Raw genomic sequence first — 15,887 nt, 5'->3', positions numbered from 1 at the left:
GCCCACCGTCTGAGCCCAGAACAACATTTGGCCAGACTCGCGTGGTACGTGTTTCGCCTCGGGTGAAGCCGTGCCGCGTCAGATTGATGAAGGACACGCAAAGTGGCACGTTATCTCGGCCCGAAGGCCAAACTCTCCCGCCGTGAAGGCACCGACCTGTTCCTGAAGAGCGCCCGCCGCGCCATCAGCGACAAGGCCAAGTTCGACACGAAGCCGGGTCAGCACGGCCGTACCTCGGGCCAGCGCACCTCGGACTTCGGTCTGCAGCTGCGTGAGAAGCAAAAGGTCAAGCGCATGTATGGCGTGCTGGAGCGTCAGTTCCGCCGCTACTTCGCTGAAGCCGAGCGCCGCAAGGGCTCTACCGGCGTGAACCTGCTGGTGCTGCTGGAGTCCCGCCTGGACAACGTCGTGTACCGCATGGGCTTCGGCTCGACGCGCGCTGAAGCACGTCAGCTGGTCTCGCACAAGGGCATCACCGTGAACGGTGAAAGCGTCAACATCGCCTCCTACCTGGTCAAGGCCGGTGACGTGGTGGCTGTGCGCGAAAAGTCCAAGAAGCAGCTCCGCATCATCGACAGCCTGAAGCTGGCCGACTCGATCGGTCTGCCCGCTTGGGTGGCCGTGGACCTGGCCAAGATGGAAGGCGTCTTCAAGAAGGCGCCGGACCGTGACGAATTCGGCGCCGAAATCAACGAATCCCTGATCGTTGAGTTGTACTCGCGTTAATTCTTCCGCGCCTGCCAAGCGGCCCAGACATTGTTCTGTAGGGGCCTGCTTGGCTTTTCCTCGTCCGGACTATGCCCGCCCGTTGAGGGGTGGGTCCGGTTGGTCCCTCAGCCTTATCGGTGTAACGAACCGAGGGTATTGAAAGAAAGACCTCATGCAAACGAATTTGCTCAAACCCAAATCCATCACTGTGGAGCCCCTGGGCGGTCATCGCGCCAAGGTGATCCTGGAGCCGTTTGAACGCGGCTATGGCCACACCCTGGGCAACGCCCTGCGCCGTGTGCTGCTGTCTTCGATGGTGGGTTATGCGCCGACGGAAGTGACGATCGCGGGCGTGCTGCACGAGTACTCCGCCATCGATGGCGTGCAGGAAGATGTGGTTCACATCATGCTGAACCTCAAGGGCGTGGTGTTCCGCCTGCACAACCGTGAAGAGGTCACGCTGGTCCTGCGCAAGGAAGGCGAAGGCCCCGTCACTGCCGCTGACATCCAGACCCCGCACGACGTCGAGATCATCAACCCTGAGCATGTCATTGCCCACCTGTCGCAAGGTGGCAAGCTGGACATGCAGATCAAGGTCGAGAAGGGCCGTGGCTATGTGCCCGGCAACATGCGTCGTTATGGCGACGAGCCGACCAAGGCCATCGGCCGCATCGTGCTCGACGCTTCGTTCTCGCCGGTGAAGCGCGTCAGCTACGCCGTTGAAAACGCCCGTGTGGAACAGCGTACCGACCTGGACAAGCTGGTCATGGAGATCGAGACCAACGGTGCGATCTCCCCCGAGGAAGCCATCCGCGCTTCTGCCAAGATCCTGGTCGAGCAACTGGCCGTCTTCGCCCAGCTGCAAGGCACCGATCTGGTGGACGCGTTTGATCAAGCCCCGGCGGCCCGCTCCAGCAGCTTCGACCCGATCCTGCTGCGTCCGGTTGACGAGCTCGAACTGACCGTGCGTTCGGCCAACTGCCTGAAGGCCGAAAACATTTACTACATCGGTGACCTGATCCAGCGTACCGAGACCGAGCTGCTGAAGACCCCGAATCTGGGTCGCAAGTCGCTCAACGAAATCAAGGAAGTGCTTGCCTCGCGCGGTCTGACCTTGGGTTCGCGTCTCGAGAACTGGCCGCCCCAAGGTCTCGACAAGCGTTGATTTTGAACAAGGGTGAGGGTCTCAAGGCCCCGCCCGGTGCCCCCGGCAGTACCTGATACGGCTGCTGGCAATAACTGAAGGAAAGGAAAGCACCATGCGCCACCGTAACGGCCTCCGTAAGCTGAACCGCACGAGCGAGCACCGCGCCGCGATGCTCCGCAACATGGCAGTGTCCCTGCTGCAACACGAAGCGATCAAGACCACCTTGCCCAAGGCCAAGGAACTGCGTCGCGTCGTTGAGCCGCTGATCACGCTGGCCAAGGAACCCACCCTGGCGAACCGTCGCCTGGCGTTCGACCGCCTGCGTGACCGTGACATCGTGAGCAAGCTCTTCAACGAGCTGGGCCCCCGTTTCGCCACCCGTCCGGGCGGCTACACCCGCATCCTGAAGATGGGCTTCCGCGTCGGCGACAACGCCCCGATGGCCTTCGTCGAGCTGGTGGACCGTGCTGACACCACCGAAGGTGAAGCCGCTGCTGAATAAGCAGCCGCTGCGTTCTTGAACGCGCACCTGAAAGGCCAGCATCTGCTGGCCTTTTTCTTTGGGGCTGCCTCACATGCCTGTTGCAGACTTGCAAAACGCGTCAGCACACCAGCACACCAGCGCACCGCTGTGACCCTGTCGACCGGCCGGGCGGCGCAGCCGCGCTAAGCTCCCGGTTTCCTCTCGTCGTCGCCGTGCTCATGAATGTCTTCCCGTTGATCCGTCGGCTGCTGTGCCTGCTGCTGTTGGCCGTTGGCCTGGCGCAAGCCGCCCATGCCGACGACTTCCTGGACCCCGAACAGGCCTTCAAGGTCAGCGTCGAGCTCGTGGGTGACCGGCAGTTCCGCCTTCGCTTCGATATCGCCCCTGGCTATTACATGTACCGGGACCAGTTCAAGCTGGAAGCGACTGGAGCCAGCCTGGGGCCCATCAACTGGCCCAAGCCCAAGCGCAAGTTCGACGAGACCTTTAACAAGGAAGTCGAGACTTACCGCGAGCAGCTCACGCTGGACGTGCCTGTGGCCTCCCTGGAGGCAGCGCCGCTGCACCTGGCGCTGACGGGCCAGGGCTGCGCGGACAAGGGCCTGTGTTATCCACCCTTGACCAGCGACGTGGTCCTGGGCCTGCGTGGTTTCGGTGGTGACGGGTCGGTGAAGATTTCGGCATCCAAGAACGCCATGAGCGGCTTTGGGCTCTCGCAGGCGGTGGCGGCCACGGCAACGACCGCTGCAACTGACGGCAACAGCGCTGCGGGCAATGGCCAGAAGGCAGAAACGCCCGCCGCCAAATCCACCACCAGTGCGCTGGATCTGGCCGACGGCTCCGGCCTGCAGCGTCTGCTGGAGTCCGGCCAACTCTGGGGCGCCCTGGCGGCCGCCTTCCTGCTGGGTGTGCTGATGTCCTTCACACCCTGCGTGTTGCCGATGGTGCCCATCCTGTCCTCCATCATCGTGGGGCAGGGCACGCAGGTCTCACGTACACGTGGCTTCCTGCTGGCCCTCTCGTATTCCCAAGGCATGGCATTGATCTACACCGCGCTGGGTGTCGCGGCCGCGCTGATCGGCGGTGGTCTGGCGGCCTACCTGCAAAAGCCCTGGGTGCTGACCGTGTTCGGTCTGCTGCTGGTGGTGTTGTCGCTCTCCATGTTCGGCGTCTATGAGCTTCAGCTGCCCACCCGCTTCACCAGCGGAGTGTCCGGCGTCACCCAGCGCCTGCCCGGCGGGCGTTACGCCAGCGTGTTTGTCATGGGGGCCTTGTCCGCCCTGATCGTCAGCCCCTGCGTCGCCGCACCGCTGGCGACGTTGCTGGTCTATATCGGCCAGACGGGTGATGTCTGGCTGGGTGGCGGCGCCCTCTATGCGCTGGCATGCGGCATGAGCGTGCCCTTGCTGCTCGTCGGCTTGTCGGCGGGTACCTTGCTCCCGCGGGCGGGCGCATGGATGGACACGGTCAAGTACTTCTTCGGCCTGCTGCTGCTGGCCGTGGCGCTGTGGATCACGCAGCCGGTGCTGCCGCATGTGGTGGCGCAACTGCTGTGGGGCGCCTGGCTGATCGGTCTGGCCGGCCTGTTTGGACTGTTCCATGCCACCGAGCCGCACGCCCCCCGGACCTGGCTGCGAAAAAGTGTGGCGATGGCCGCCGCCGTTTTCGGGCTCGCTCAGTTTGTGGGTGTGGCAGCGGGCGGTACCGACCCGTTGAAGCCTTTGGCGGGGCTGACCGCTGGTCCGTCTGTGGCGGCGGTGAGCTCGGCCGCAGTAGCGGCGCCGGCGGCCGCGGAGGTGAGCTTTCGCAAGATCAGCAGCGTGGCCGAGCTGGAGGACGCGCTACGTACGGCTGGCAAACCAGTGATGCTGGATTTCTATGCGGACTGGTGTGTGTCGTGCAAGGAGATGGAGCGCTTCACTTTCACCGATGCCCGTGTGCGCGCCCAGCTGGCCGGCATGCTGCTGCTCAAGGCTGATGTCACGGCCAACAGTGCGCAAGACCGTGAGCTGCTCAAGCGATTCCATCTCTTCGGCCCGCCGGGCACCATCTTCTTTGGCGCCAACGGCGAAGAGATCACCAACATCCGGGTCATTGGATTCCAGGATGCTGAACGTTTCCTGCAATCGCTGCAGACCGCTGGCATTCCGACTCACGCCGAATGATGCAGAGGCTCTTTTAGCAATGAATCGAGAGTGAGATGGCCTCACTCAGCTTATCCGTGCTACACTCTTTTTCTCAGTCGCGGGGTGGAGCAGTCTGGTAGCTCGTTGGGCTCATAACCCAAAGGTCGTAGGTTCAAATCCTGCCCCCGCAACCAGCATACGGAGTTCGTTGGAATCAACGTGTTGTCTTGATTGGCACGTTATTCGGGCGAACGAGATTGAACGGACGAGACCGGGCAAGACATCGAATGCAAGATGTCAGCCAGGGTCCGATAAGACCGATAGTGATCATCACTTTTCGGTCGCGACAAGACAGTCGCGGGGTGGAGCAGTCTGGTAGCTCGTTGGGCTCATAACCCAAAGGTCGTAGGTTCAAATCCTGCCCCCGCAACCATCATCAAAAGCCGTTCCGGCCATCGTCGGAGCGGCTTTTTCGTTTCCGTTTCCGTTTCCGTCTCGGGCTCAATGAACCGCCCCTGGAGGCACGCGCCCACCTTCCCTATGGGGGAGCTGCTTCCGCTGCGCAAGGCAGGCGTCAATGCGCCTGCCGCCGTCCATAGTCCACACCATGCGCAACGCTGGAGGCCGTATGGACGACTCGATCAACACGCGGTTCGATCCTCAACGGGCCGCCGGCCTCCCCGCCGCCATCCTTCCGTTGGTGGACAAGGCCGATCCCTCCCGCTGCAATGATCCCCTCCAGGATGCAGATCTGCTGCGCGGCGGCACGCTGGGTGGGCGTCATGCCTGGTTGCGGCGGCGTGGCGACGAACATTTCCTTCAGCTGCTGAATGCCTTCCGTGCCACCGGCGGACTTGCCCGTGATCGCGAGGTGGTGCGCCTGGGTGGCGACCAGGGCGGCCGCTGTCTGGAGCAACTGATGCGCGCGCGCCTCGAAGGCCGGCTGATCCAGTTCGATTGGTCGGGGTTGGTGTGGATGCCGCTGTTCCAGTTCGATGCGGACATGCGGCCCAATCCCGACGTGCAGTCCGTGGTGGGCGAGCTGGTCCCGGTCTTCGACGGATGGGAACTGGCCCAATGGTTCGCTCAGCCCAATGGTTGGCTGGACCTGCTGCGCCCCCTGGATCTCGTCTTCCAGAACACGCATCGCGTGATTGAGGCGGCACGTGCGGACCGCTTCATCGCGGCAGGCTGAACCCCTCGGCCAACATCAGTCCGACGGCTGTCAATGACGACAGTGCGGCCTCGCCGACGCCATCAGCGCCATGCGGTCGTCAGCGGCTGGGCTGTGCGAGGCCTGCGGCCCAGGCCTAGGCCACCACCAGCGGGCGCTGAGCCGCTGGTCGGGATTCCACCCGGCCCACCACCGCAGCGGCGTCGAAGCCATGTCGTGCGAATGTCTGCATCACGTCCCCCAGCGCGTGGGGTGTACAGGACACCAGCAGGCCGCCGCTGGTCTGCGGATCACTGAGCAGTGCCTGCGTCTGGGCAGGCAGGGTGGCGGCGAGCTCGACCTCCTGCCCATAGGCTGCCCAGTTGCGCCCGGATGCCCCGGTGATGAATCCCTCACGCACCAGCGCCGGCACCCCCGGCAGCAAGGGCACGGCCTGCCAGTCCAGCACCACCTGGCAGCGCGATCCGCGTGCCAGCTCCAGCGCATGTCCCGCCAGACCGAAGCCCGTCACGTCGGTGATGGCATGCACGCCGTCGATGGTGGCCAGATCGGGCCCCGGCGTATTGAGCTGGGTGGTGGTCGACAGCATGCGTTGATACAGCGGGTCGCTCAAATGTCCCTTCTTCAGGGCCGCCGACATCACGCCCACCCCCAGGGCCTTGCCCAGCACCAGCACGTCGCCAGGCTGCGCATCCGCATTGCGGCGCACGCGATCCGGGTGCACCAGCCCCAGCGCCACCAGGCCATAGATGGGCTCCACCGAGTCAATGGTGTGGCCACCGGCGATGGGAATGCCGGCCTCGCGGCAGATGGAAGCGCCGCCCTCCAGGATGCGGCCGATGGTGGCGGTACTCAGCACCGAGATTGGCATGCCCACCAGCGCGAGCGCCATGATCGGCCGGCCGCCCATCGCATACACATCGCTGATGGCATTGGTCGCGGCAATGCGCCCGAAGTCATACGGGTCGTCCACGATGGGCATGAAGAAATCGGTGGTGGCCACCAGCGCCTGTTGATCGTTGAGGCGATAGACGGCGGCGTCATCGGACGTCTCGATGCCCACCAACAGTTCAGGCGGCATCGGCAGCGCGGCGGCCCCCTTCAGGATCTCGGACAACACACCTGGGGCGATCTTGCAGCCGCAGCCTCCGCCGTGCGAGAGCGAGGTGAGGCGAGGTTCGTTGCCGGTGCGGGTGCCGGTGATGTTTGCGTTGGCGTTGGCGTCGCGGGCTGGGCTCATCGAAATCTCCGGGGACTTCACGCCATCAGCTTAACTGCTGTGATCAGCCGCCTGGGTGCGTCGGGCACGTCCATCGCGCAGCAGGCGCTGCTGCAGCGCCACGAAGCCTTCCATGGCCCTCCACAACGGCGCATAGCGCCCGGTGTTTCCGTCCAATTGCGCCAGCGCCCATGCGCTGGCTTCGAGGGTGCTTCGCTGGTCCTCACCCTGGGCGCGGCGAATGGCGTAGCGCGAAGGCGGTGCGGCTTGCAGGCTCAGGCGGGGCAGTGCGGCCAGCCAGGGGTTCAGGTAGAGCATGCGGCGGCTCTTGCGCCAGGTGGCGTCCAGCACCACGAGTGTCTGCACGGGCCCATCGGGACCCTGCCGCCAGGTGGGCGGTGCAGGCAGGCGCACATCACCAGGCGTGTCGGGGTAGAGCAGCACCATGCCCGCCATGGTGGCGGGCGCCGCGAACTGTTCACCCACTTGCAGGGTCGAATGATCCAGGCAACGGTGCAGCAGGGCTGCCGTGTTCTTGGCCTGATGAACTTCATCCGGATGCTGCAGGATCAGTAGCGGAACCGGATTGCTGATCGGCTGCACGCAGCTGCACCAGCAGCCTTCAAGCGGGCGGGTGCAATGCGGGCAGCGCGCCCTCAACGACAGAGGCGCAGGCGACGGCGCCAGGCATGCGCTGGCATCCGCTCCCAAGCCCTCCGGTGATGCCGGTGTCCAGGACTGCCCGGCACCGCGGCGCATCTCAGCCGTTGCGGCGGGGAGGGCGGCGGCCCCCCTCCGGCCGGCCCTGACCCTGACCTTCACCGCGTGGCGGGCGTTGTCCGCCTTCAGCACGGCGGTCCCCACCCGGGCGGCCTTGCCCTTGCGGACGGCGATCGCCACCTCGCGGCGGACGGTCATCGCGCGCCGGGCGCGGCGGCTGCTGAGCGGCTTCTTCACGCGCCAGCGCCAGTTGGGCGTCCAGTTGCTCCTGCGTCAGCCCCTTGAGGGCGCAGAAGTTCGCCGGCGTCAGCGTGGTGCGGGAGAAATCACGCAGCAATTGCGCGCGTTCCTGGCGGCCACGTTCCTCGTCCGCACGGCGGGTCTCGGTCACCCCACGACGGCGGACCAGCTCCTGCTGAGCGGCCTCGCGGTGTTCATCGGTGATCTCGCCAGCCGGCTGGCCGTCCAGGTCAAAGCGTTGCTTCGCCTTTGTCAGGCCGATCAGGTAACCCGTGCCACCCGTGTAACGACGCAGGAAGGCGGACAACTGCTGCTTGCTGAACTTGCCAGGAGCGCGCTGCTGAATGTCGGCCTGGACACGCAGCTTCAAAGGCTTGGCGGGGCCGCTGAAGAGGGCGGGGAAAAGCTCCTTCAACGCAGCGGCCACGGCCTGGACGTCCACACGGGAGCCTTCACCAGCGTTCTTGCCAGCGTTCTTGTCGCTGCTTTTCGGGGGGTGCTGGCCGCCAGCGGCGGTGTCAGTGGCTTCCGGCGCCTCGCCTTCGACAGGTTCCACCTGATCGGCGGGATCGACGGCGACGGTGTCGGCCCAGGGCGAGGCTTCTTCCGCGGACGGCTTGGCGGCCTCCGCATCGGGCGTGGCTTCGGGTGTGGCCTCAGGTGCTGGCACAGCCGCCGGCACAGTCGCTGTCACCGTGGTGGTCACCGGGGTGGTAGCGGCTGCCGAGGTGTCAGGCGTCGAGGAAACGGCTTCGCCGGGTTGCGCCGGGGTCGGCTGGGTGCTGGAAGACATGAATCGTGCGGCGCGCAGGCCGGCCATCCGGGAAAAAGGGGGATTGTGCCCATAGCCGCGCAGGCGTGGCAAATCTCAAATGGATGACCGGCACTGAACCGGACCCGGCAGTCGCCTCACCGGGTGTCAGCTGGCCGTGTGGAAAATGACGCCGAGAGCGCCTTTTCCGGTCAATGCGTACGAACCGGTTCGGTTCGTCAGACCTTGGGTTCGCAGGCCGGTTTACAGATCAGTTCGGTACGCCCCAGGATTCGTTTGGACTGCAGGCTGCTGGGCGGGCGATGGCGCCCGCATTTGAAGCAGGAGCGCGTCTGTCCGCTCCCCTGGAATGGCGATCCCCCCAGCTTGGAGGCATAACGCAGGCCGTCATCCCGAACGGCGGTGCAGGTGTCTTTACTCATGGTCTCGCTTTGCTTGACGCTTTTAGACGGCACCCGCGCCATGAACGCGCGCAGGCTCCTGGATTCCCTCGCACATTGATAGTAGGCGGCGCATGTGACGCCCCGCTACATCGCTTGCCCGGGGGTGTGGGGCCGCAACAGCGCCGGGCCGACGAACGGTCGCAAATGCGCCGACAATCGCCCCCAATGGCCAAATTGTTTTTTCGGTACGCCGCGATGAATGCCGGCAAATCCACCGCACTGCTGCAGGTGGCGCACAACTATGAGGAGCGCGGGCACAAGGTGCGGATCTTCACGGCCTCCGTGGACGATCGCTACGGCCATGGCATGGTGACGTCCCGCCTGGGGCCCCAGCGTCATACCGAGGTCTTCACACGGGACTCGGACTTCCGCGCCCTGCTGGCGGCCACCCCCCACATCGCCTGTGTGCTGATCGACGAGGCGCAGTTCCTCACCAAGACCCAGGTTTGGGCCCTGCATGAGATTGCTCACATCCAGCACATTCCCGTCATCTGCTACGGCTTGCGCACCGATTTCCAGGGCGAGCTTTTCCCCGGCTCAGCGTCGCTGCTGGGCTTGGCGGATGAAATGGATGAGATGAAGACCATCTGCGATTGTGGTCGCAAGGCCACGATGAACATGCGCGTAGACGCGTCCGGTCGCAAACAGACCGAAGGGGCGCAGGTCGAGATTGGCGGCAACTCCCGTTACCGCTCGGTCTGCGGCCGCTGCTTTCGCGCGGCCTGAGCAGACCAGGCGCCGCAGCAGACCTGCAGCGCCCGTTCCAACAATGAAGTTAGCCTGGGCTTACTTCTTTGTGAGTTGTTCCTCCAGCTCCTTGCAAGAAGGCGCGCATACCGGTTGGGACTTGCCCAGCAGCTTGCGTGACTTCAGCAGCGCCCGAGGGCGATGCTTGCCGCATAGGAAGCACGACATGGTGGCCGCGCCGAACGAGGAGGTTGCCGCGAACGGCGAACCGGGAGCTTTAGAGCGATAGCGCAATCCATCAGCTTCGATGGTCGTCTTGGTCGTATCCTTGGCCACGCTGATCCTGATCTTGATAAGGGTGAAATACCTGTTGCCGCTGATACCACTGGTATCCCTGATATCGTGCATGAGCGCACGTCCATGCCTCCCTGAAGGCGAGCGGCGAAAGCGCTATTTTCCTATAAGCGGGACCCTCCTCGTATCGGGCCATCGCTAATGCCCTCCAATTGAGGTCGCTCTGCACACCAAGCCGGTGCGTACGGGCGCTCAGCGGGCAACATTGCGCGAACATGTAACGCAGGCATGTAACGCCTTGGCGTGATCTAGGGAAAATACCTAGAATCCGCCAGCGCCGGTTACCCAGGCGCCAACAACAAGCAGGACAAGAAGTCGTTCGGGTCGCGCAGCAGTCAAACGCAGCGGTGGTGTGGAGTCACTTCTCCACGCCCCGCAATCAACCCGCAACGATCCGCGCATGACACTGCGCTCATGAAACTGCATCCTGCACCGCGGTGCAGGACTGGCTGTCTCCATGAGGGGGCGGTGCTGCGCGCATGGTGCAGAGGCGGGCTTTCGAGAGCCGGGCCGCTGCCTGGCACGTGGCAGGTCGTTCAGTGGGTAGCGCAGTCACGCGGCGGTTTCGCCGCGCAACATCAGGGAAGCGAGCGCATTGAATGGACAGGATTGAGGCGTTGTTCTCCGCCATGCGGACGGCAGCGCAGACCTTGGAATGGGAAGGCCGCGCGGGCCTCGGCAGCTTTGCCCGCCAGATCAGTGAAGCCCTGTGCCAGCACTTTGCCGCCTCGCATGCCAGCCTCTGGCTGCTGGACGGTGCGCCCGGCCGTTATCGGCTGCGCTGCCTGGGCAGCTTCGAATCGGACGGCCCGAGTCAACAAAAGCCGGTCTGTGATCAGCAGGCCTTCCCTGGCTACTTCGACACTCTGCTTCGCGAAGGCGTCTTCCGCTGCGAGGATTCCGTGACGGATGCACGTCTGCAGGGACTGCCGCTGGCCACCTGGCGCGCCATGCTGGACATGGGGGGGCAGATCAACGGCCGCACCGTTGGTGTGTTGGCCCTGGGTCAGCGAGACGATCCACGTGCCTGGACCAAGCGTGAAGAGCTTGACCTGCGCCGTGCCACCGCCAAAGCCTGCCTGCGCCTGCACGGAATGAGGCATGAACTCGAAACGGTCTGAGGTCTGAGGTCTGAAGGGCCAGGCCCGCCGCCTTGCCTTCAGCGGCCAACAAACGTCGGCGTGCGTTTGTCTCTCCAGGCCTTCACACCTTCAGCCAGATCCTCGGAGGCATTGCAGCGGTCGATATCGGCCTGCAGGGCGTCGCCGTCCAACTGCCCTTGGGCAATGGCGTTCAGGTGGCGTTTCATGCCTGCCAGTGCCAGCGGCGCCAACCCGCCCAGCCGCTCGCACAACGCATCGGTGGCCTGTTGCAGCGCGTCACTGTCATCGTGCAACTGGTCTAGAAATCCCATGTCCAACATGGCCTGCGCCTGAAAGGTCTCGCAGGCCAGCAGCAGGCGTTTGGCTGTGGACAGCCCCAGGCGCTGCACATACCGCTCCATGCCGCCGCGATAAAAATGCAGGCCCAGGCGGGCCGCAGGCACGAACATCTCGCAGGCGCGCACGCCCAGCCGGAAATCGCAGGCCAAGGCCAGGTCCGTGGCCCCGCCATACACGCCGCCTTGAAGGGCCGCGACGGTGATCGGCCGTGCGCCTTCCCAGGCATTCGTCAGAGCTTCGAACAGTGCGCCGGCATCCACGCCGGGCACGGCATCGATATGGAAGCCGCTGCAGAAATGCCGGCCCTGCGCCTGCAGCAGCAGCACGCCTATCGCCGGGTTGGCATTCACCGTGGCCAGATGGTCCTGAAGGGCCTGCAGGTCGGGCAATTCCAGCCGGTTGGCCACCTTGGGGCGGCGCAGGGTGATGCGGGCCAACGGGCCGTGGATCTCCAGGGAGGGCGTGTTTTGAGCCATGGCTGCAGTCTAGCCGTGGCCCCTCGACCGACCGGTCGGCCGGTGCGGTGCCGGCTTGTCAATGCGGCATCCACTGACGGCTCGCAAGATGATTGTCGATAGAGTGGCCTGAAAGATAAGGACCCTCTGCATGACTCCCGCGAGCCGAAGCGGGGTCACCTCGGCCGCGAGGAGTGATGCAGAAGTTCCATAACAGTCACACAACCCATCGCTGGAGACAAGGTGGACGGGACGATCGCGGGCATTCTCATGCTGGACGGGCTCACCAATGGCGCCATCTATGCGCTGCTGGCATTGGCGCTGGTCCTGGTCTTTGCGGTCACCCGCGTCATCTTCATTCCCCAGGGGGAATTCGTCGCCTTCGGCGCGCTCACGCTGGCAGGCCTGCAACTGGGCCGGACGCCGCTGACCATCCACTTTCTCCTCCTGCTGGCCGCGCTGGCAGCGGTGCTGGACCTGGTCGCTGCGTGGCGCGCACGCCAGCCCTTGGCCAAGGCCTTCAAGGGCGTCGCCATGCGTGCCTGGCCGCCCTTGCTCATCGGTGTTGTCGCGTTCTGGCTGGCGCCGATGAAGCTGCCGCTGTTGGTGCAGGTCTTGCTCACCTTGGGCATCGTCACGCCCATGGGCGGTCTGCTTTATCGGCTGGCCTATCAGTCGCTGGCGGATGCGTCGGTGCTGGTGCTGCTGATCGTGTCGGTCGGCGTGCACTTTGCGCTCACCGGGCTGGGGCTGGTGTTCTTCGGCGCGGAGGGCTCCCGCAACCCCAGCTTCTGGGATGCCACCTTCGCGGCCGGCCCATGGATGCTGTCGGGCCAGGCCGTGATCATCATCGGTGCCTCGGTGGCGCTCATCCTGGCCCTGTGGCTCTTCTTCGAGAAGAGCCTGCATGGCAAGGCGCTGCGCGCCACGGCCGTGAACCGGCTAGGTGCCCGGCTGATGGGCATCTCCAGCGCATCGGCTGGCCGCCTGTCCTTCACGCTGGCCGCGTTCATCGGCGCCTTGTCGGGCCTGCTCATCAGCCCGACCACCACCATCTTCTACGACAGCGGCTTCCTCATCGGCCTCAAGGGCTTCGTGGCCGCCGTCTTTGCCGGCCTGGCGAGCTACCCCGGCGCTGCGGTCGGTGCATTGATGGTGGGCCTGATCGAGGCCTTCAGTTCCTTCTGGGCCAGCGCCTTCAAGGAAGTCATCGTCTTCACCACCATCCTTCCCGTGCTGCTGTGGCGCAGCTGGCGTGACCCGCACCATGAAGAGCACTGATGTGACCAGCGCGAGCGGCCCGACCCGCGCGAACCACGCGAGCCGCGCGAACCGAGTGATGGCTGGGGCGGTGTGGCTGCTCCTGGCGGCGCTTCCCCTGCTGCCGGTGCCGGAGTTCTGGATCACCCAGGCCAACTACATCGGCATGTTTGCGCTGGTGGTGCTGGGCCTGGTGCTGCTCACCGGCGTGGCGGGCCTCACCTCGTTTGGCCAGGCGGCCTTCGTCGGCCTGGGGGCCTATGCCACCGCCTTGCTGAGCACCCGTTATGGCCTCTCGCCCTGGCTCGGCCTCGTGGCCGGGCTGCTGCTCACGTTGGGCGTGGCGCTGGTGCTGGGCTGGATCACCTTGCGCATGTCGGGCCACTACCTGCCGCTGGCCACCATTGCCTGGGCCCTCAGCCTCAACTACACCATTGCCAACCTCGACCTGCTGGGCAAGTACGACGGCATCCTGGGGGTGCCAGCACTGCAGTTCTTCGGCATCAGCCTGGCGGATGGCCGGGCCATGTACTACCTGATCTGGCTGTGTGCCGTGCTGGGTGCCGTGGCGGTTCGCCATCTGCTGGATTCCCGCCCCGGCCGCGCCATCCGCGCGCTCGGTGGCGCCACGGTCATGGCCGAGGCCATGGGGGTCTCCACCTTCCGCTACAAGGTCATTGTCTTCCTCATCGCGGCGCTGCTGGCCTCGGTGTCCGGTTGGCTGTTTGCGCATGTGCAGCGCACCGTCAATCCCAGCCCCTTCGGCCTGCGCATGGGGATCGAATACTTGTTCATGACGGTGGTGGGCGGTGTCTCCAGCGTTTGGGGGGCCTTTGTCGGGGCGGGTGTGTTCAAGGTGATCGAGGACCAGCTGAAGGAATTGCTACCCCGCTTGCTGGGAAGCAATGGCAACTTCGAGATCATTGTGCTGGGGGTGGTGCTGGTGCTCATGCTCAAGTACGCCCCCAAGGGGCTGTGGCCGGCGGTGCAGCTGCTGGCTGCCCGGCGCTGGCCACAGGCCGGGCGGCGCAGGGATTGGCAGGGCGCGGCCGCGTTGCCCAGCCGCCCGCGTCCCCCGCGCGGCGAGCCCTTGCTGCGCGTGGACCGGTTGCGCAAGCAGTTCGGCGGCCTGGTGGCCGTCAACGACGTGAGCTTCACGCTGCACGCGGGGGACATCATGGGCCTGATCGGCCCCAACGGTGCGGGCAAGTCCACCACCTTCAACCTCATCTCCGGCGTGCTGCCTGCCAGTGGGGGCACCATCGAACTGGGCGGCACGCCGGTGGCGGGTTGGCCGTCGCGGCGCATTGCGCGGCTGGGCCTGTCGCGCACCTTCCAGCATGTGAAGATGATCCCCGACATGACGGTGCTGGAGAACGTGGCCCTCGGCGGTTACCTGCGCGGGCGCAGCGGCACGCTCAAGGCCATGCTGAGGCTGGACCGTGAAGAGGAACGCCGCCTCCTGGCTGAAGCCGCGCGGCAGCTCCAGCGTATCGGCATGCAGGACCATCTGGACGAGCTGGCTGGCAACCTTGCGCTGGGGCCGCAGCGCCTCATGGAGATTGCGCGTGCGTTGTGCAGTGATCCCTCCCTGCTGCTGCTGGATGAGCCGGCCGCCGGCCTGCGCCTCAAGGAGAAACAGGCGCTGGCCGACGTGCTGCGCCAGCTCCGCCAGGAGGGTTTGAGCATCCTGCTGGTGGAGCACGACATGGACTTCGTCATGGGCCTTACCGATCGCATCGTGGTCATGGAGTTCGGCACCCGCCTGATCGAAGGCACACCGGCCGAAGTCCAGGCCAGCCCCGCCGTGCGCGCGGCCTATCTCGGCACGGAGCACTGACATGAGCGAGCTTCTCCAGGTTGTTGGGCTGCAGGCCGGTTATGGCCGTGCGGAAGTCCTGACCGGGCTGAACCTGCGCTTGCGCCAGGGCGAGGTGGTCACCGTCATCGGCCCCAATGGGGCGGGCAAGAGCACCACGCTGAACGCGCTCATGGGCGTACTGCCCTCGCGCGGCGAGATCCGCTTTGATGGTGAGGACCTTCAGGGCCTGGACCTGGAGCAACGGGTGATGAAGGGGCTGGCCCTGGTGCCGGAGAAGCGCGAGCTCTTCACCACCATGTCGGTGGAGGACAACCTGGTGCTGGGGGGCTTTCGCCCCATGCGGCTGGGCCAGCGGGACTGGCGCGAGGAGTTGCCCCGGGTCTATGAACTGTTCCCTCGCTTGCGCGAACGTCGCAGCCAGCTCGCCGGCACGCTCTCCGGTGGCGAACGCCAGATGCTGGCCGTGGGCCGTGCATTGATGGCGCGCCCCAAGCTGCTGATGCTGGACGAACCCAGCCTGGGCCTGGCGCCGCTGATCGTGAAGGACATCTTTCGCATCGTGGCCCGGCTGCGGGAGACCGGTGTGTCCATCCTGCTCATCGAGCAGAACGCTCGTGCGGCGCTGGAGGTGGCGGACTACGCCTATGTGCTGGAGACCGGTGAGATCGCCCTGGAGGGGGCCGCCGCGGAGCTCGCGCGGGATGCGCGCGTGGTGGACACCTACCTGGGCAGCGCCCGTCGCGCCGCCTCGGCCTAATGAACCTCCGCCGAGGTTCCCCAAGCTTTTGCTTCAGCTCAGGCGCTCAGTCACTGAGCCCGCCTATGCCCGCATTG

General features: G+C 65.2%; 16 protein-coding genes and 2 tRNA genes. 12 read left to right on the top strand and 6 right to left on the bottom strand.

Going from position 1 to position 15,887, the window contains the following annotated elements:
• The first annotated feature begins 102 nt into the window (after window positions 1-102).
• The 7 genes from rpsD to BMY53_RS17960 all read left to right on the top strand — a co-directional run bounded on the left by rpsD (window position 103) and on the right by BMY53_RS17960 (window position 5,660).
• Window positions 103-726: a 30S ribosomal protein S4 gene (gene rpsD / locus BMY53_RS17990; protein WP_092947874.1), complete on the top strand. Its 624-nt coding sequence runs from the start codon at window positions 103-105 to the stop codon at window positions 724-726.
• A 154-nt stretch (window positions 727-880) separates the two neighbouring features.
• A complete protein-coding gene (locus BMY53_RS17985) occupies window positions 881-1,873 on the top strand; it encodes a DNA-directed RNA polymerase subunit alpha (protein ID WP_058933619.1) in 993 nt (330 codons plus the stop codon).
• Between the two features lie 94 nt (window positions 1,874-1,967).
• Window positions 1,968-2,357, top strand: a complete 390-nt coding sequence (gene rplQ / locus BMY53_RS17980; RefSeq protein ID WP_092947873.1) for a 50S ribosomal protein L17 — start codon at window positions 1,968-1,970, stop codon at window positions 2,355-2,357.
• A gap of 200 nt (window positions 2,358-2,557) precedes the next feature.
• Window positions 2,558-4,504, top strand: coding sequence for a protein-disulfide reductase DsbD (gene dsbD / locus BMY53_RS17975; RefSeq protein WP_092947872.1), 1,947 nt, complete (start codon window positions 2,558-2,560; stop codon window positions 4,502-4,504).
• Between the two features lie 78 nt (window positions 4,505-4,582).
• Window positions 4,583-4,659, top strand: a tRNA-Met gene (locus BMY53_RS17970).
• 162 nt (window positions 4,660-4,821) lie between these two features.
• A tRNA-Met gene (locus BMY53_RS17965) sits at window positions 4,822-4,898 on the top strand.
• 195 nt (window positions 4,899-5,093) lie between these two features.
• A complete protein-coding gene (locus BMY53_RS17960; RefSeq protein WP_092947871.1) occupies window positions 5,094-5,660 on the top strand; it encodes a hypothetical protein in 567 nt (188 codons plus the stop codon).
• Window positions 5,661-5,775: 115 nt separating this feature from the next.
• Here the strand turns inward: BMY53_RS17960 and selD are convergent, their stop codons facing one another.
• The 4 genes from selD to BMY53_RS17940 all read right to left on the bottom strand — a co-directional run bounded on the left by selD (window position 5,776) and on the right by BMY53_RS17940 (window position 9,012).
• The gene (gene selD / locus BMY53_RS17955) at window positions 5,776-6,879 is read right to left on the bottom strand and encodes a selenide, water dikinase SelD (RefSeq protein ID WP_092947870.1); all 1,104 of its coding nucleotides are present in this window, start codon (window positions 6,877-6,879) and stop codon (window positions 5,776-5,778) included.
• Between the two features lie 30 nt (window positions 6,880-6,909).
• Complete coding sequence (locus tag BMY53_RS17950; protein WP_255370274.1) at window positions 6,910-7,518, bottom strand: tRNA-uridine aminocarboxypropyltransferase; 609 nt, start codon at window positions 7,516-7,518, stop codon at window positions 6,910-6,912.
• A 100-nt stretch (window positions 7,519-7,618) separates the two neighbouring features.
• Window positions 7,619-8,611 (bottom strand): ProQ/FinO family protein, encoded by a 993-nt coding sequence (locus tag BMY53_RS17945; RefSeq protein WP_143074125.1) that lies wholly within the window; start codon window positions 8,609-8,611, stop codon window positions 7,619-7,621.
• A gap of 197 nt (window positions 8,612-8,808) precedes the next feature.
• Window positions 8,809-9,012, bottom strand: a complete 204-nt coding sequence (locus tag BMY53_RS17940) for a hypothetical protein (protein WP_092947867.1) — start codon at window positions 9,010-9,012, stop codon at window positions 8,809-8,811.
• A gap of 186 nt (window positions 9,013-9,198) precedes the next feature.
• On the opposite strand from BMY53_RS17940, the gene BMY53_RS17935 reads away from it, so the two are divergent.
• Window positions 9,199-9,759, top strand: a complete 561-nt coding sequence (locus BMY53_RS17935; RefSeq protein ID WP_092947866.1) for a thymidine kinase — start codon at window positions 9,199-9,201, stop codon at window positions 9,757-9,759.
• A 60-nt stretch (window positions 9,760-9,819) separates the two neighbouring features.
• On the opposite strand, the gene BMY53_RS17930 is transcribed toward BMY53_RS17935, so the two are convergent.
• Window positions 9,820-10,056, bottom strand: a complete 237-nt coding sequence (locus tag BMY53_RS17930) for a hypothetical protein (protein ID WP_067278790.1) — start codon at window positions 10,054-10,056, stop codon at window positions 9,820-9,822.
• Window positions 10,057-10,673: 617 nt separating this feature from the next.
• On the opposite strand from BMY53_RS17930, the gene BMY53_RS17925 reads away from it, so the two are divergent.
• Window positions 10,674-11,195 (top strand): GAF domain-containing protein, encoded by a 522-nt coding sequence (locus BMY53_RS17925; RefSeq protein ID WP_143074124.1) that lies wholly within the window; start codon window positions 10,674-10,676, stop codon window positions 11,193-11,195.
• Between the two features lie 38 nt (window positions 11,196-11,233).
• On the opposite strand, the gene BMY53_RS17920 is transcribed toward BMY53_RS17925, so the two are convergent.
• Window positions 11,234-11,992, bottom strand: a complete 759-nt coding sequence (locus BMY53_RS17920; protein ID WP_092947864.1) for an enoyl-CoA hydratase/isomerase family protein — start codon at window positions 11,990-11,992, stop codon at window positions 11,234-11,236.
• 222 nt (window positions 11,993-12,214) lie between these two features.
• On the opposite strand from BMY53_RS17920, the gene BMY53_RS17915 reads away from it, so the two are divergent.
• From BMY53_RS17915 to BMY53_RS17905, 3 genes are read left to right on the top strand one after another with little or no spacing between them, the layout of a single operon-like run.
• Window positions 12,215-13,252, top strand: a complete 1,038-nt coding sequence (locus tag BMY53_RS17915) for a branched-chain amino acid ABC transporter permease (RefSeq protein ID WP_092947863.1) — start codon at window positions 12,215-12,217, stop codon at window positions 13,250-13,252.
• Window positions 13,253-13,310: 58 nt separating this feature from the next.
• Window positions 13,311-15,071, top strand: a complete 1,761-nt coding sequence (locus BMY53_RS17910; protein ID WP_255370273.1) for a branched-chain amino acid ABC transporter ATP-binding protein/permease — start codon at window positions 13,311-13,313, stop codon at window positions 15,069-15,071.
• 1 nt (window position 15,072) lies between these two features.
• The gene (locus tag BMY53_RS17905; protein WP_092947862.1) at window positions 15,073-15,810 is read left to right on the top strand and encodes an ABC transporter ATP-binding protein; all 738 of its coding nucleotides are present in this window, start codon (window positions 15,073-15,075) and stop codon (window positions 15,808-15,810) included.
• The last annotated feature ends 77 nt before the right edge of the window (window positions 15,811-15,887 follow it).

Origin of the sequence: Roseateles sp. YR242, assembly GCF_900109745.1 — a bacterium.
Taxonomy (GTDB): Bacteria; Pseudomonadota; Gammaproteobacteria; order Burkholderiales; family Burkholderiaceae_C; genus Roseateles.
Note: the sequence above shows the minus strand (reverse complement) of the source record. Positions and strands in the feature narration are given on the sequence as shown.

What these genes read in the sequence shown, in the direction of transcription:
- BMY53_RS17960 (WP_092947871.1), top strand. Translation starts at nt 5,094, where the DNA reads ATGGACGACTCGATCAACACGCGGTTCGATCCTCAACGGGCCGCCGGC.
- BMY53_RS17940 (WP_092947867.1), bottom strand. Translation starts at nt 9,012, where the DNA reads ATGAGTAAAGACACCTGCACCGCCGTTCGGGATGACGGCCTGCGTTAT.
- BMY53_RS17925 (WP_143074124.1), top strand. Translation starts at nt 10,674, where the DNA reads ATGGACAGGATTGAGGCGTTGTTCTCCGCCATGCGGACGGCAGCGCAG.
- rplQ (WP_092947873.1), top strand. Translation starts at nt 1,968, where the DNA reads ATGCGCCACCGTAACGGCCTCCGTAAGCTGAACCGCACGAGCGAGCAC.
- BMY53_RS17945 (WP_143074125.1), bottom strand. Translation starts at nt 8,611, where the DNA reads ATGTCTTCCAGCACCCAGCCGACCCCGGCGCAACCCGGCGAAGCCGTT.
- selD (WP_092947870.1), bottom strand. Translation starts at nt 6,879, where the DNA reads ATGAGCCCAGCCCGCGACGCCAACGCCAACGCAAACATCACCGGCACC.
- BMY53_RS17985 (WP_058933619.1), top strand. Translation starts at nt 881, where the DNA reads ATGCAAACGAATTTGCTCAAACCCAAATCCATCACTGTGGAGCCCCTG.
- BMY53_RS17935 (WP_092947866.1), top strand. Translation starts at nt 9,199, where the DNA reads ATGGCCAAATTGTTTTTTCGGTACGCCGCGATGAATGCCGGCAAATCC.
- dsbD (WP_092947872.1), top strand. Translation starts at nt 2,558, where the DNA reads ATGAATGTCTTCCCGTTGATCCGTCGGCTGCTGTGCCTGCTGCTGTTG.
- BMY53_RS17920 (WP_092947864.1), bottom strand. Translation starts at nt 11,992, where the DNA reads ATGGCTCAAAACACGCCCTCCCTGGAGATCCACGGCCCGTTGGCCCGC.
- BMY53_RS17905 (WP_092947862.1), top strand. Translation starts at nt 15,073, where the DNA reads ATGAGCGAGCTTCTCCAGGTTGTTGGGCTGCAGGCCGGTTATGGCCGT.
- BMY53_RS17910 (WP_255370273.1), top strand. Translation starts at nt 13,311, where the DNA reads ATGGCTGGGGCGGTGTGGCTGCTCCTGGCGGCGCTTCCCCTGCTGCCG.